This is a genomic window from Nocardiopsis sp. NPDC055551, assembly GCF_053619415.1.
Genome location: NZ_JBSHJJ010000007.1, coordinates 143,781 through 159,307 on the forward strand (window position 1 = coordinate 143,781; position 15,527 = coordinate 159,307).

The 15,527-nt window shown below is 70.5% G+C and carries 8 protein-coding genes; all 8 read right to left on the reverse strand.

Annotated elements, in window-relative coordinates; all coding sequences use genetic code 11:
- Positions 1 to 19 precede the first annotated feature (19 nt).
- The 8 genes from ACWGSK_RS14580 to ACWGSK_RS14615 all read right to left on the reverse strand — a co-directional run bounded on the left by ACWGSK_RS14580 (position 20) and on the right by ACWGSK_RS14615 (position 15,417).
- Positions 20 to 1,987: a serine/threonine-protein kinase gene (locus tag ACWGSK_RS14580; protein ID WP_452456010.1), complete on the reverse strand. Its 1,968-nt coding sequence runs from the start codon at positions 1,985 to 1,987 to the stop codon at positions 20 to 22.
- A gap of 54 nt (positions 1,988 to 2,041) precedes the next feature.
- Positions 2,042 to 4,303 (reverse strand): protein kinase domain-containing protein, encoded by a 2,262-nt coding sequence (locus tag ACWGSK_RS14585; protein WP_452456011.1) that lies wholly within the window; start codon positions 4,301 to 4,303, stop codon positions 2,042 to 2,044.
- Positions 4,304 to 4,435: 132 nt separating this feature from the next.
- Complete coding sequence (locus ACWGSK_RS14590) at positions 4,436 to 5,755, reverse strand: hypothetical protein (RefSeq protein ID WP_452456012.1); 1,320 nt, start codon at positions 5,753 to 5,755, stop codon at positions 4,436 to 4,438.
- Complete coding sequence (locus tag ACWGSK_RS14595; protein ID WP_452456013.1) at positions 5,745 to 7,703, reverse strand: hypothetical protein; 1,959 nt, start codon at positions 7,701 to 7,703, stop codon at positions 5,745 to 5,747. Before ACWGSK_RS14595 ends, ACWGSK_RS14590 begins: the two co-directional genes overlap by 11 nt.
- Before the next feature lie 47 nt (positions 7,704 to 7,750).
- A complete protein-coding gene (locus tag ACWGSK_RS14600; protein ID WP_358505603.1) occupies positions 7,751 to 9,052 on the reverse strand; it encodes a hypothetical protein in 1,302 nt (433 codons plus the stop codon).
- Positions 9,042 to 11,099 carry a hypothetical protein gene (locus tag ACWGSK_RS14605; RefSeq protein ID WP_358505602.1) on the reverse strand — a complete coding sequence of 686 codons (2,058 nt, stop codon included), beginning with the start codon at positions 11,097 to 11,099 and terminating at the stop codon, positions 9,042 to 9,044. Before ACWGSK_RS14605 ends, ACWGSK_RS14600 begins: the two co-directional genes overlap by 11 nt.
- Positions 11,100 to 11,379: 280 nt before the next feature.
- Positions 11,380 to 14,103 (reverse strand): aconitate hydratase AcnA, encoded by a 2,724-nt coding sequence (gene acnA, locus ACWGSK_RS14610; RefSeq protein WP_358505599.1) that lies wholly within the window; start codon positions 14,101 to 14,103, stop codon positions 11,380 to 11,382.
- A gap of 378 nt (positions 14,104 to 14,481) precedes the next feature.
- Positions 14,482 to 15,417, reverse strand: a complete 936-nt coding sequence (locus ACWGSK_RS14615) for an LLM class F420-dependent oxidoreductase (protein ID WP_358505596.1) — start codon at positions 15,415 to 15,417, stop codon at positions 14,482 to 14,484.
- Positions 15,418 to 15,527: the final 110 nt, after the last annotated feature.

The following is a 15,527-nucleotide window of genomic DNA, read 5'->3' on the forward strand; positions in this document are numbered from 1 at the left end:
ATCGAACGTCGGGTCCGGATCAGCGCCGCGCGGGAGGTCCCGAACAGATCCGTCGCGCCCGCGCCAGGTCCTGGTCCATCATCCGCAGGCCCCGGTCGTAGTGCTCTCGCGCGGACGAGTTCCGCTTCTCCAGGTCCTGGCCTTGTGAGTGGGAGCGGAACTCCGTGATCGCCCAACCCGCCAGCAGCAGCACGAACGCTCCGAACGCCAGGGTCCCGAGGGCGATGGCGGGTCCCACGTTCGCGACGGCCCCCGACACACAGGAGACCAGGGAGAAGGTCAGCGCCAACGACACGATCCACAGCATGCCCCAACGAGCCGCCTTGCGGCCGTCCTCCTCCGGGGACGCGGCCCGGTGCGTGGAGAGTCCGTTCTCCCAGCGGTGCCGTTCGGCGGCCAGGGTCGCCACCGTGCTGGAGGAGCCATGGACGGCGGCTCCCACCCCGGCACGCTCCGCGCCCGTGCTCGCCATCACCCGGATCCAGAGGATCCCGAACCACTCGCGGGCCCAGGGGCTCGACCCGGGGTCCGGGGCGGCCAGCGCCGTGGGGTGCAGCAGGAAGACCAGGGCCAGCGCGGGATCGACCTGGGAGCGAAGACTTCCCCAGCCGGTGAGGTTCTCGGTGAGTTCGCGAAGGATGCCCGTACCCGCCCGTTCGGCCCGGGCCAGCTCCTCGGCCAGCGAGCTCAGCCGGGCGGAGTCCTCTCCCTCGTGCCGTGCCATGATCCGCAGCACTTCGGGGCGGGCGAGCAGGAGGAGTTCGTTGTCGACCGGGTCGCCGGTGGCCAGGGGTCGAGGGTCGTGGAAGAGCCCGGACAGTCCGGCGATGGACGCGTCGTGGTCACGGAAGCGGGGCGGCAGCGCCGGGTTCGCCTCCGCGATGAAGGTGGCCAGGGCGAGGTTGACGTCGCGCGTCTCCCTGCGGAACAGGGCACGATCGACCTTGGTGTCGCCCAGGTCCCGCATCATCCAGGAGCCCAGGGCCTCGAACTCCCCGCGGTCGGCGAAGAGCCGCAGTGCGTCCGGCCACTGTCGTTGAAAGGCGGCGGCCAGGTCCTCCACGTTCGTGAAGCGGGCACCGGCGAAGTGATAGGGGGTCACGTGTGTACCGGCCGTGTGGGCGACGGGCGGGGCCGGGGTGTCCTCGGACCGCCCCTTCGCCGGAGTGGTCCGACCGGGGGAAGTGCCCTCCACCAGGTGCCGCAGCAGGGTCCGCGCGTCGGGACGGTCCCCGGGTCTCTTGGCCAGGCAGGCCAGGATGGTCTCCAGCAGCGGCCCGGACAGGTCACCGGTGTCGGGCTTCCCGCCCAGGACCCGGGCGATGCGGGCGGCCTGGCTGGGCCCCGGGAACGCGTCCTTTCCGGTGCCGGCGAACACCATCACCGCGGCCCAGGAGAACACGTCCACCGAGGTACCGATGCGCGTGCCCTCCAGCTGTTCGGGGGCCATGTACCCGACCGTCCCGACGATGCCGCTGGCGGTCACCGACGTGGCCTCGATGGCCCGCGCGATACCGAAGTCGATCACCCGGGGGCCGTCCGACCCCAGCATGATGTTGTCCGGTTTCAGGTCCCGGTGCACCACACCCGCGGAGTGGATCTCCGCGAGCGCCGTGGCCGTGGACACCGCCAACCGGTGCATGTCGGTACCGGTGCGGGGGCCGTCCTCGAAGACCGCCCGTTGCAGGGTGGGGCCGTCGATGTACTCGGTGGCGATCCAGGGTCGGTCCGCGTCGGGGGCGGCGTCGAGGATCTCGGCGACGTAGGAGCCACCGACGCTGCGCGCCTGCTCCACCTCCGCCGCGAAGCGCCGCCGCATCTCCTGGTCACCGGACCAGGTCGCGTGCAGCAGTTTGACCGCCGCACGGGTCCCGTCCTGCGCCTCACCGAGGAAGACCTCACCGAATCCGCCTCTGCCCAGCCGTCTGACCAGCCGGTATCGGCCGACCGTATGTTCGGGGTCGACCTTCTCCGTGGCCTCGCTCACGAAGCAGCCTCTCTTGGATCGTTCGTTACGGTACGTGTGGCTTACACGATCGGGTCAGCCCGAGGTGATCTGCCGGGCCCGTTCCAGGTCGGAGCGGATCCGGCCCACCCCGGTGGTCAACTGGGGCAGTTGTTGACGTGAGTGCTGGAGTTCCATGACCCGTTGGGCCCGGCGGGCGGCACCACCGCACATCACCCGGTTGGTGAGGTTCACACCGAGGGCGCCCACCAGGGCGAGCACACCGAGCCCGAACAGGAACTCGGCGAACCCTCCCCCGTCGGCCAACCCGAGTACGAAACCGACCGGCAGGGCCACGATCCCGTACTTGCACGCCTGGGCGGCCCCGTGCATCCGCCGCTGGAACGTCACCTTGTCCTCCAGGGCCTCGTGCGTCGCGGAGACCTCCGAGTAGCGGCCCTCCCAGTAGCGGCGCTGACGTGCCAGCGCGTGGACGGTGGGCATGGCGGCGTGGACGGCGGCGGCGTATCCGGCGGAGTCGGGAAGCTCGGCGCCGATCACGGACCGCCACAGGATGTCCACCCAGTCCGCCACCGCGCCGTCGCGGCCGTCACCGGGCGGGGTCATCCGGTCGGGGTTGAGCATGAAGGCCATGACCAGCGCCGGGTTGACGGTGACCCTGGTCGAGCGCCAGCCATCGAGTTCCTGGGCCAGGCGGGCGCACAGTGAGTTGCCGACGCGTTCGGCCCGGTCCAGGTTCTCGGCCAGATCGCGGTGGGCCCCGGGTTCGGGACCGCGGTGCGCGTCGAGGATCCGCAGCAGCTCGGGGCGGGCCAGCAGAACCATCTCGTTGGCCTGCGGGGCACCCGTGAGCAGGGGGCGCGGGTCGGCGAACAGGGAACGCAGGTCGCTCATGGCGGCGGCACGCCCACGGAAGACCGGGGGCAGGTCGGGGCGCAGCTGGGAGACGAAGGAGGCCACGGCCAGGTTCGCGTCGCCCACCTGGCGGCGGAACAGGGACCGGTCGATCGTGGTGTCGCCCAGGTCGTCCATGATCCAGGCGCCCAGGACGGAGCGTTCGGCGGGGTCGTTGAAGACCCGGACCGCGGCGGCCCAGTCACGTTGCATGGCCTCGGCCAGGGTGCCCACGTCCTGGAAGCGGGCACCGGAGAAGTGGTACGGCGGGGCGAAACCCGAGGGTGGTGGTGTTGACGGGGCCCGGAGGGGGGCGCTCGGGTTCCGGGAGGAGGTGATCGCTCCCTGGGCGTGCGCGGCGGAGACGGCCGAACCCGCCGGGTGGGTGCCGGCCGTGCCGGCGGAGTCCGTACCGGCGACCCGCGTGGAGTCGACCCGCGCGACCCGGGTGGGGTCGACTCGGGCCACTCCGGTGGGATCGACCGGCGCGATGCCGGTGGGTGAATGCTCGGCCACCCGGGTCCGGTCCACACCGACGCGGGTCATCGCGTCCGGCGTGGGTGTGACCGTGGTGGCGTCCAGCCCCTCGACGGGTTCCGGGGGCACCGGTCGGGCGGCGGGGGACGGGGTTGCGCCGGTCGGACCGGCGATCAGCCGCCGCAACAGCTCGGGGGCGTCCGGGCGGGCGTCGGCGTCCTTGTTCAGACAGTCGGCGAGGACGTCCACGAGGGGACGCGCCACTCCGTCCAGGTCCGGTGCCCCGCCGAGGATGCGCGCGATGCGTGAGGCCTGGGTGGGTGCCGGGAACGCCTCCCGGCCGGTGGCGGCGAACACCATCACCGCGGCCCAGGAGAACACGTCGACGGCGGCGGTCAGGCGGGCGCCCTCCAACTGTTCGGGCGCCATGTAGCCGATGGTGCCGACCACTCCGCTGGCGGTCACCGAGGTGGCCTCCACCGCACGGGCGATACCGAAGTCGATCACCCGCGGGCCGTCCGCCGCGAGCATGATGTTGTCGGGCTTGAGGTCACGGTGCACCACACCGGCGGAGTGGATCGCCGCGAGCGCCGTGGCCGTGGACACCGCCAACCGGTGCAGTTCGCTGCCCGAGCGCGGGCCCTCATCCTGCACGGCGTCCTGCAGCGTCGGCCCGTCGATGAACTCCGAGGCGATCCAGGGCCGCTCGGCCTCCAGGTCGGCGTCCAGGATCCGCGCCACGCAGAACTCGCTCACCCGGCGCGCCTGCTCCACCTCCGCGGCGAAACGCCGCCGCATGTCCTGGTCACCGGCCCAGCCGACGTGCAACAACTTGACCGCAGCACGAGAACCGTCCGCGGTCTCACCAAGGAACACCTCACCGAATCCACCACGCCCCAGGGACCTCAGCAGCCGGTAACCACCGATCACGCTTTGGTGCGCGTCCTGGCTCCGGAGGTCGTCCACAGCCTGCCCCGTCTCTTGCTCGTCGTGTCTCCCACAGGCCCCGCGGGGCCTTCCCCCGACAGGGTGTCACAGGGGTGGGACCGTCCAGGCCCCGCTCGGGTTCCCCTCCGGGCCCGAATCGATGTCGGGACGTTACCGTCGCCCGGCGTGGTCGCCGCGCAGGACCCGTTCCACCAGGTCGTCCCGGAGGGTGCCGTAGCCGGTGGCCGCCCACACGCTCTCCTGCGCCGGCACCTCGAAGTAGGGGATCTCCACCCCGTCGTGATGAGCGGGCAGCACCGTGGGTCGGACACGGCCGCGCACGGCGCGGGCGCACTCTGCGCACAGGGGCACCCGGATCGTACGGGAACCGCCGAATTCGCGCCACTGGGTGGTTTTGGTGCCGGTTCCGTGCAGAGGGTTGGCGTAGCACGGCCGGCGCGGGGTGCGCCGCCCCACCAGGGCGTCCTCGGCCAGGTCCAGCAGGACGAGTACGCCCACCGCGTCGGGCAGGGTGGGACCTTCGGCGACCATGCGGTCGTGGACCCGGGCGGCGGCGTCCCGGGCGTCCAGGGCACGGGACAGGTTCTGTGCGTCGATCAGGTCGGCGGCCTGGAGTCGCTCACCCAGTTCGATGAGGTCGTGCGCGCCGCTCTCGACGACGGACTCCAGGCGAGCACGGTCGGCGTTGTCGAACGCGGCGTGCTGTGCGACGGGCACGGCCGATCGCCGCCGTGTACGGACGTAGAACAGGCAGAGTCCGACCCCGACCAGCCCCACCAGGACGACCACGCCCAGGTCCCGGAGGGCCGGATCCATGGTCGATACGGGGTTGGTGAAGCCGCCCGTGCCGCTCTCCTCGTGGTAGGCGTCCATCGCGGCCTCGTACGCGGCCTCGGGGTCATCCGACAGGGCCGCCTCGATCGCGGCCTCCACCTCGGTGGGGATGAGGCTCTGGCCGATCATCGTCTCGTATCTCGCGGCGAGCGCCCCGTAGAAGGCGGGCCGGCTCCAGTCGTCGGGGGCGGTGCCCAGGTCGTGGCCTTCCAGATCGCCCGAACTGTTGTAGACCAGGTAGTGCCGCTCGCCTTCGCCCAGGCGGTCGTGCACCGCCGAGGCCATGGCCTCGCTCTCGCCGTTCCAGGTGCCGCCCTCTACGAGGGGGACGACGATGACGTACAGGTCGAGGTCGCTGCCCGCGATCCGTTCGGCGACGCGTTCGCGCGCTTCGGTGGAGAAGGCGTCCTCGTAGGCGGGGTCGACGTGGACGGGCGACTCCGTCAGGCTCTCGGCGATGGCCTGCGCGGGGGTCACCTCGCCCGGGTCGGTCCCCTCTGTGGGGCCGGTCCCCTCGGCGGGGTCGGCCAAGGCCGCGGGCGCGAAGGCCACGGAAAGGGCCAGCGTCAGGACGGGAACCAATGCCCGCAGCGCTGCCCACGGGCTCCGGTCCCGGGTACGCGGTTCAGTGGACACGATTCACCTCAAGGAGTTCTTCGATCATCCGTTCAGGCCTCTTGGCGCCGAACGAGTACCGGATCCAGGCGTTCTCCGGCGCCTTCCGGTAGGAGTGCGCCGAGCTCTCGATGCGTAGCTTCAACAGTCTGATGGCGCGCTGGTTCTCATCGAGCACGCCACAGCCCTCGCACAGGTGGGCGTTCCCTCCGGCGACCCGGGTGCGGCGTCTCTTCCCGGAGAACGGGTGCAGCGGGTTGACCGCGCAGGGATCGGTGGCCGCGTCCGGGTCCTCGGCCACGGCCAGGACCCGGCGGGCGAGCACCACGACGCCCAATAGGTCCAGTACCTCCAGGTCCCGGTCGACGAGCATCAGCACCGCCTCCGCCTGCGGCATGTACCGGGGCGGGATGCCCTCCGGGTCACGGTCGAGCAGCCCGCGCACCCGACCCGCCTCCTTGACCGCCAGGCGGCGCAGCCGACCGGTCCCCACGACGGTCACCAGGCCACCGCCGCGATACCGCTCTCGGAAGAAGGCACCCAGGTAGGTCAGCCCGATCACCAGGGCCGCGAGCAACGGCCCCAGGAACAGCGCCCCGGGAAGGAAGCCCTCTCCGCCCCAGAAGCGCTCACCACGGGGCTCGGGCAGGTTCGGCTCGTCGTCGGCGAAGAGCGGCGTGAAACCGTCGCCGGGCGTGAACTCAAGCTCCGCCAGGTCGGCTACCGTCCGTTCCAGGGCCGCCGCCGGGGTCGGTTCCTCGACACGGCTCAGGGGCGACCACAAACCGAACGCATCGATCTCCAGTCCGCTCGGGGCGGCTCCGACGACGGGTTCCTCGATCCCGGGTCCGATGACCACGTAGACACCGTCCTCCTCGGCCACCGACGCCAGGGCCGCGGCCAAGACCTCGGCCTCGCCCTCGACCTCGTCGTCGGTAGCCAGGGGCACCACGGCCGCGTAGACGGGAACGGAGGAGTCGGTGAGCGTCTCGCGTACCTCCGCCAGCCCCTCGCGGGACAGCGAGGACAACGGATCGACGTACAGGGGGTCCTCGGCCAGCTCCGCGGCCAGGCGCTCGGCCCGTCCGGGGTCGGTCACGTAGGGGGCCTCCAGGCGCACCAGATCCTCGGGATCGGCGACCTCCGCGCCACCGACGGGCGCGCTCATCGTGTACACGTAGCCGACCGCCACCGTCGTCCCGGAGACGGCCAGCGCCGCCACGACGGCGACCACGGGGAGCACGCGCCGGTCCTGACGCACCCAATACCAGGCCGCCCAGCCCCCGACGATCACCACGGCCGCTCCGACCGTACCCACCAGCAGGCCGAGGTTGGCGGGACCGTTGAAGCCGTTCGGATCGACCTCTCCGAGGAACCCCTCGGGCCGCCGCTCCAGGTCGACCGCCGGCGGTTCCTCGCCGGCCAACCCGGCCGCCAGAACCGGCGCCACGTCCCCCACCGGGGCGATGTACAGCTCGGCGTCACGCAGGGCGTCGGTGGCTCCCCGCACCGAGAGATCCACCCCGTACACCTGGAGCTCGGTGGGCAGACCCTTGGGAGGCAGGAGTACGTACACACCGTCGGCACCGAGCCGATCGTGCACGGCCGGCATGATCTCGTCCATGCCGCCGGGCGTACCGGCACCGACGAACGGGGAGACCACCACGTGGTAGGGCGCCCCGAGGGGTTCGAAGGCCGCGTGCAGTTCCTCGGCCAATTCCTCGTGCGGGGTCGCCCCGCCCACCGCGTCGTCCACCACCACGGCCGCGCCCTCGGGCTGCTCGGACAGCAGCCCGGCGTAGTGCTCGGCCATGGTGGGCGGGTTCTCGTACGCCGCGGCGGAATCGGGTGCGGGTTCGGCCATCGCGGCGGGCGACGACGCGAACAGGAGGAACAGCGCCCCCACGAGCAGGGCCGGGATCCGGGAGACGCGGGAGGGGGACCGAAGGACCCGTGGGGATACAGGCATGCTCCGATATTAACCCGGCCCCCCACGACCGAGACGATCTCCCCTGGTCAGCGCCGGTGATCTCCCCGAAGGACCCGCTCGACGAGGTCGTCGCGCAACGCCCCGTAACCGGTGGCCGCCCACACGCTCTCCTCGGCGGGCACCTCGTAGTAGGGCACCTCCCGCCCTTGGTACCGGGCGGCCATCACCGTGGGTCGGACCCGGTCCCGGACGGCCTTGGCGCACACGGCGCACAAGGGCACCCGGATGTCCGCGGACCCACCGAACTCACGCCAACGCGTCACCTTGACGTCGGTCCCGTGCAGCGGGTTCGCGTAACAGTGCGAACGCGTACGCGCCGAACCCCGCTTCTGGGCGGGGAGCACGGCTCGGGCCATGTGGTCCTCCGCCATGTCCAACAGCACGAGAACGCCGGCGATGTCCTCCATCGCTCCCTCGTCGGGAAGCCCGTCGAAGACGTTCCGGGCCGCCGCGTGCGCGTCCAGGGCCCGGCCCAGCGCCTCGGTCGCCCCGGAGTCGTCGGGCGAGGTTCGGGCCGAACCCACGCGTTCGCCGAGCTCCACGAGTTCGCGTTCGGCCTTGCGCACCAGCTCGCCCCGACGGGCCAGGTTGGCGTTGTCGAAGGCGGCGTGCTGGGGCACGGTGGGCACGGCGCGGGGCCTGCGCCACCGGTGCACCCCGAACCCGAGTCCGACCAGGGCGAGTACGGCGACGACCCAGGGCAGGATCGTGACCAACGAGTACCCCCACGGGCCGAGGGAGTAGAACCAGTCGATCGGTCCCCTCTCCTGGGACTCCACCGCCTCGTCGTAGAGCGCCTTCGGGTCCTCGGACAAGGCGATCTCCACCGACCGTTCCAACTTGTCCACGGCCGGGGAGTCGTACTCGAATTCGTAGGAGACGGTGAGAGCGGAGTAGAAGGCCCGCGAACCCGACTCGTCGTTTCCCGTACCGAAGTCGTGGCCCGAGACGCTCCTGCCGTCCATCACCAGGTAGTGCGCCTCGCCGCCGATCCTGTCGTGCACCGCCGCGACCATCTGGTCGGCCTGACCGGACCAGTCGCCGCCCTCGATCAGCGGCACGGCCAGCACCCGAAGCGGCACGTCCGAACCCTCGATCTGCTCCTCCAGCGCGTCCGCCCGTTCCTCGGGCAGGGCGGAGGAGAAGGCGGGATCGACGTGGACCGGGGACTCCTCCAGTTCGGCCACGACCCGTTCGGTCGGGCTCACCGTATCCGTCTCGGTATCGGCCGTGGCGATCCCGGGGAAGGCGGTCGTGAGGAACACGGCCGAGAGCGCGGCGGCGACCACGACAGGACGGGTCCTCACCGTTCGGTGGTCAGTGGACATCGGACTCCTTCAGCAGGTCTTCCACGTTGAGCCGGTACTTGGTCCCGTATCCACCGCGGTTCCACTCCCGGTCCAGTTCCAGGTAGGGGACACGGCCGCCGCCCGGTCCGGCGACCAGGAGGGTACGGGCCCGCCGCTGGGATTCCGTCAGAGTCGAACAAGACCGGCAGAGGGGTTGTGGCAGCACCACGTTCCGCTTCCTCCCCTTCCCACGCACGGCCCCTTGACGGATGGAGGTCCCGTGCAGGGGGTTGACCGCGCACACGGGTTCCTCGGCCCGGGCCGCGGTCTCCGGGTCCGGGTCGAGACGAAGGACGGCCCGGTCGGCCAGCACCGTGACCCCTACGAGGTCGAGTTCGTCCGGGTGCGCACCCAGGACGGTCAGGGCCATGTCGGACTCCCTCAGGGCCTTGTCCCGTCCGGGGTGGGCTGCCGGGGCGGTCTGGAGCGCCTTGGCCATCCGACGTACCGCGCGGTCGGCACGCGGACGCAGGGCGCGGCCGGGAACGGCCCGCGCCCGGTTCACCAGACGGTTCGCGCACCAGGCCAACGTCAGGAGCACACCGGCGACGATCGGGCCGATCAGGAACAACGACGTGAGGAAGTCACCGGAGAAGAACCGGGAGATCCGTGAGGGTTCCGGTCTGGGGTCGGCCCGAGACTCCACCGTGTAGGGCACCTCCGAGGCCTGGCCCGGGGCGCGTTCCACCTCCTCCTCCACCACGCCCAACAGGCCGTCCAGGGCCTGGGCCGGGGTGGAGCCGTCGAGATATCCGGTGACCCCCTCCAGGTGTGTCCAGTCGCGTTCGCCGTCCGAGTAGTCCACGCCGAAGCGGGCCGTTTCCACCCGGGTCGAGACCCCGGCCTCGCCGGACACGACGACGTAGAACCCGTCCTCGTCCATGACGTGGTGCAGGGCGTGGACGAAGACCTCCCCGTCGCCGCCCGACTCGTCGTGCGGGTTCATCGGCATCACCGCGACGTGGACGGGAACGTTCTCGGGCAGTCCTCGCTCGACGATCCGGTCCAGTCCCTCGGTGTCCACCTGCGCCTGTGGATCCACGTAGATGGGGTCCTCGCGCAGCGCCTCGGCGACACGTTCCAGACGAACGGTGTCCACCACGTAGGGTGCCGTCTCCGGCGGCACGGGGGCCACCTTCTCGACGTCCTCGGGCAGGGTCCCCCGGTCGAGCTGGACCAGGGACGCGGCCACGACCACGACGCCGGTGGCGGTGGCCACGACCATGCCCACCATCAGGGCCCGGTCGCCTCGGAGCCGACCGGTGTGACCGGCCTCGGCGGCCCGTCGACGGCGACCCGAACGCATCACCCCGAACGCCAGCGCCAGGGTGATGGTCACCCCCACCGTGAGGGCTGTGGCCTCACCGAGTCGTTCCGGCGAGTCGTAGGTCTCCATGCGCAGCGGGCGCAGGTGCGACTCCGCCCACCAATAGAGCGGCCCGAGTCGCTGCCAGGGCGAACCCCACCCTTCCTCGAACCTCTCATCGAGGTCGGGGGCGACCAGGGTCCGCGCGAAGAGTTCGGCACTGGTGTCGATGGGCAGGTAGGTGACGAGGTTCTCCTCGTTCAGGAGCACCCTGTTGGCCCTCTCCACGGGCAGACCCACCTCCCTGGACACCGCGGTCACCTCGGCCGACCCGGGTCGCAGGTAGACGTACAGGCCGGGTCGACCGACCCGGTCCTGTACCGCGGCCAGGAAGTCCAGGGGCATGGTGGAGTGTCCGGGCAGGGCGCCGGCCACGACGTAGTACGGAACGTCCAGCGGGGCGAACGCCTCGTGCAGGTCCGTCTCCAACTCGTCCAGGTCGTAGAGACCGGCGATCGAGTCGTCGACGATGACGGCCTCGCCCTCGGGTTCCTCGGTCAGCAGGCCCGCGTAGTACTCGGCGGGCCCCACTCGATCCTCGACGGACCGCTCGGAATCGGCCTGGGCCGATGAGGCCCCCGACAACACGAGGATCGCCAGCAAGGGCACCGAGAGGAACCACGAAGCGCGGCGGGACGCGCTGAGGCGGTGGGGATACATCCGATCTTCCTGTCTCGGCTCGCCGCCGGGGGTCTTCGGGACTTGGGGAACGTGGGGCGCCGGGGGCAAGGGGTGGTCGGGGCCACTCCGCGAGTGGAACCGACACGAAGTGAGCATATCCGGACGTCGCGTACCTGCCGAAACACGGGCACCCGTTCGCCGACGGTCCCGGCCGGGTTCGGAACCCGAACACGAAGAAGGGCCGCCACCGTCGTGTGAACGGTGGCGGCCCGGTGAACCGCGCGTCGTGCCTGTGGGCACGGAGCGGAGCTCGGTGGGACTACTTCGCGATCAGCTGGCGCAGCACGAACTGCAGGATGCCGCCGTTGCGGTAGTAGTCGGCCTCACCCGGGGTGTCGATCCGCACCACGGCGTCGAACTCGACGCCGGTCTCGGTGGTGACCCTCACCGTGGCGGGGATGCGGCCCTCGTTGAGCTCGGTCACACCGGTGATGGAGAAGGTCTCCTCGCCGGTCAGACCGAGGGAGGTGGTGGACTGCCCCTCCGGGAACTGCAGCGGCAGGACGCCCATGCCGATCAGGTTGGAACGGTGGATGCGCTCGTAGGACTCGGTGATGACCGCGCGCACGCCCAGCAGGCTGGTGCCCTTGGCCGCCCAGTCACGCGAGGAACCGGAACCGTACTCCTTGCCGCCCAGGACGACCAGCGGAGTGTCCTGCTTCGCGTAGTTCTGCGCGGCGTCGTAGATGAACGACACCGGGCCACCGGACTGGGTGAAGTCGCGGGTGTAGCCGCCCTCGGTGCCCGGCGCGATCTGGTTGCGCAGGCGGATGTTGGCGAACGTACCGCGGATCATCACCTCGTGGTTGCCGCGACGCGAACCGTAGGAGTTGAAGTCGCGACGCTCCACACCGTTGGACTTGAGGTACTCGGCCGCCGGGGTGCCCGGCTTGATGGCGCCGGCCGGGGAGATGTGGTCGGTGGTGACCGAGTCGCCCAGCTTGGCCAGGACACGCGCGCCGGAGATGTCGGTGACCGGCTCGGGGTCCTGACCCATCCCGTCGAAGTACGGGGGCTTGCGGACGTAGGTCGACTCACCCTCCCACTCGAAGATGTTGCCGGTCGGGGTGGGCAGCTCGCGCCAGCGGTCGTCACCGGCGAACACGTCCGAGTACGCCGACTCGTACATGTCGGAGGCGATCGCGGAGTCCATGACCTCCTGGATCTCCTCGGCGGTCGGCCAGATGTCGGCCAGGTAGACCGGCTCGCCGTCCTTGTCCGTGCCCAGGGGCTCGGTGGTGATGTCGATGTCCATCGACCCGGCCAGCGCGTAGGCGACCACCAGCGGCGGCGAGGCCAGGTAGTTCATCTTCACGTCCGGGTTGATCCGGCCCTCGAAGTTACGGTTGCCGGACAGGACCGCGGAGACCGCGAGGTCGTTGTCCTGGACCGCCTTGGAGATCTCCTCGGGCAGCGGACCCGAGTTGCCGATGCAGGTGGTGCAGCCGTAGCCGACCAGGTTGAAGCCCAGCTTGTCCAGGTACGGGGTCAGGCCGGAGCGCTCGTAGTAGTCGGTGACGACCTTGGAGCCCGGAGCCATGGAGGTCTTGACCCACGGCTTGCGGGACAGGCCCTTCTCCACCGCCTTCTTGGCCAGCAGGGCGGCGCCGAGCATGACCGAGGGGTTGGAGGTGTTGGTGCAGGAGGTGATCGCGGCGATCACGACGGCGCCGTGGTCGACCTCGGTCTCGGTGCCGTCGGCCATGGTGACCGGGATCGGGCGGTGCGGACGGTCACCGTTGGCGACCTGGGCCGGGGCGTCAGAGGCCGGGAAGGACTCCTCGCCCGCCTGGTCGGCCTCGTCGGAGACGTAGTCGCTGACGTCGTGGCGCCAGGTGCGCTTGGCGGCGGACAGCGCGATGCGGTCCTGCGGGCGCTTGGGGCCGGCGATGGAGGGGACGACCTCGGCGAGGTCGAGCTCCAGGTACTCGGAGAACTCCGGCTCCTGGGACGGGTCGTGCCAGAAGCCGTTGGCCTTGGCGTAGGCCTCGGTCAGGGCGACCTGGTCCTCGGAGCGGCCGGTCAGGCGCATGTAACGGATGGTCTCGTCGTCGATCGGGAAGATCGCGGCGGTGGAACCGAACTCCGGGCTCATGTTGCCGATGGTGGCGCGGTTGGCCAGCGGCACGGCCGCGACACCCTCGCCGTAGAACTCGACGAACTTGCCGACCACACCGTGCTCACGGAGCTTCTCGGTGATGGTGAGCACCAGGTCGGTCGCGGTGGTGCCGGGCTGGAGCTCGCCGTTCAGCTTGAAGCCGACCACGCGCGGGATGAGCATGGAGATCGGCTGGCCGAGCATGGCGGCCTCGGCCTCGATGCCACCGACGCCCCAGCCAAGGATGCCCAGGCCGTTCTGCATGGTGGTGTGCGAGTCGGTGCCGACACAGGTGTCGGGGTAGGCCTGGCCCCCACGGGACATGGTCACGCGCGCCAGGTGCTCGATGTTGGCCTGGTGCACGATGCCGGTGCCGGGCGGGACGACCTTGAACTCGTCGAAGGCGGTCTGGCCCCAGCGCAGGAACTTGTAACGCTCGTAGTTGCGCTCGTACTCGATCTCGACGTTGCGCTCGAAGGCGTCGGGACGACCGAAGAGGTCGACCACGACGGAGTGGTCGATCACCAGTTCGGCGGGGGCGAGCGGGTTGATCTTGTCCGGGTCGCCACCGAGGTCGCGGACGGCCTCGCGCATGGTGGCGAGGTCGACGACACAGGGGACGCCGGTGAAGTCCTGCATGATCACCCGCGCGGGGGTGAACTGGATCTCCTGATCGGGCTGCGCCTTGGGGTCCCAGTTACCCAGGGCCCTGATGTGCTCGGCGGTGACGTTCTTGCCGTCCTCGGTGCGCAGGAGGTTCTCCAGCAACACCTTCAGGCTGTAGGGAAGTCGGCCGGCACCTTCGACGGTGTCCAGCCGGAAGATCTCGTACGACTCGTCGCCGACGCGCAACGTGTCACGGGCACCGAAGCTGTTCGCGGACACGGTGTATGCCTCCTGATCTCGCCACTTTGTCCCCAGCATCCTGCCGCATGGGAAGGACGCGGGACCTACTGAGGCCGCCCTGACCGAATTCCCCGAGGGCGGTGGACACTGTCCGGTGCCCTGCCACCCCTGGAATCCCTCAGGGCCGCTTTGACCTGCGACGACGCCACATCGTCGCCGGTAGTGCGACCCATCGGCCGCGGACGCCCCCTCGTTCGGAGCGCGACGTCGAAAAGCGGTCGACCTCACACGCCCGAACCGGGAGCGGGTCGGGGGGAGCCCCGCTATATCTTGACGTCAAGGTATCTAACTTGTATCTCGATATCAAGTTATCGGGTGCTCCCCCGGCCCTCACGGGCACCCCCGACCAACGAACCGCTAGTCCAGCCGCGGCGCCACCGCCGAGGCCACCAACTCCAGGTGGTCCAGGTCGGCCATGTCCAGGACCTGCAGGTAGATCCTCTCCGAACCCACGGCACCGAACCGACCGATCTTGTCCACCACCTCCTCCGGGCTGCCGGCCAGACCGTTACGACGCAGCTCGTCGGGCTCGCGCCCGATGGCGGCGGCCCGCTCGGCCACCTCCGCGTCGTCACGCCCCACGCACAGCACCTGGGCCGCCGAGTAGACCATGGGCGCACCGCGCCCGGAGACCCGGACCGCCTCGGTCGTGCGGTCGAAGGCCGCCTCGGTGTCCTCCAACGAGGCGAACGGAACGTTGTACTCGTCGGCGAACTTGGCCGCCAGACGCGGGGTCCGCTTGAGCCCGGTGCCACCGATGATCACCGGTGGACGCGGCCCTTGCTGCGGTTTGGGCAGTGCCGGCCCCTCCGCCAGACGGTAGTGCCTGCCCTCGTATCGGAAGGTCTCCCCCACCGGGGTCGTCCACAACCCCGTGATGATGTCCAACTGTTCCTCGTAGCGCTCGAAGCGCTCACGGGCCGCCGCGGGGAAGGGGATGCCGTAGGCGGCGTGCTCCTGCTCGAACCATCCCGCGCCGAAGCCGAACTCGACCCGACCACCGCTCATGCGGTCGACCTGGGCGACGGAGATGGCGAGGGGGCCGGGGTGGCGAAAGGTCGCCGCGGTCATGAGGGTGCCGAGGCGGATACGGGAGGTGTCACGAGCCAGTCCGGCCAGGGTGATCCAGGCGTCCGTCGGGCCGGGGAGCCCGTTCAGGTGGTCGCCCATGTGGAGGTAGTGATCGGAACGGAACAGGGCGTCGAACCCCAGGTCCTCTGCGGCCCTGGCGACGGCGAGCTGGTCCTCGTAGGTGGCCCCCTGTTGGGGCTCAAGGAAGATCCTCAGACGCATACGCCCCAGTTTCTCCCACCCCCGGCACCGATACCGAACCCGCCGCGCGGGTATCGTCGAAAAGGCGTGGTCAGACCACCGGGATCCACCAGAACCGGATCCACCAGAAC

What these genes read in the sequence shown, in the direction of transcription:
- ACWGSK_RS14595 (WP_452456013.1), bottom strand. Translation starts at nt 7,703, where the DNA reads ATGCCTGTATCCCCACGGGTCCTTCGGTCCCCCTCCCGCGTCTCCCGG.
- ACWGSK_RS14600 (WP_358505603.1), bottom strand. Translation starts at nt 9,052, where the DNA reads ATGTCCACTGACCACCGAACGGTGAGGACCCGTCCTGTCGTGGTCGCC.
- ACWGSK_RS14605 (WP_358505602.1), bottom strand. Translation starts at nt 11,099, where the DNA reads ATGTATCCCCACCGCCTCAGCGCGTCCCGCCGCGCTTCGTGGTTCCTC.
- ACWGSK_RS14615 (WP_358505596.1), bottom strand. Translation starts at nt 15,417, where the DNA reads ATGCGTCTGAGGATCTTCCTTGAGCCCCAACAGGGGGCCACCTACGAG.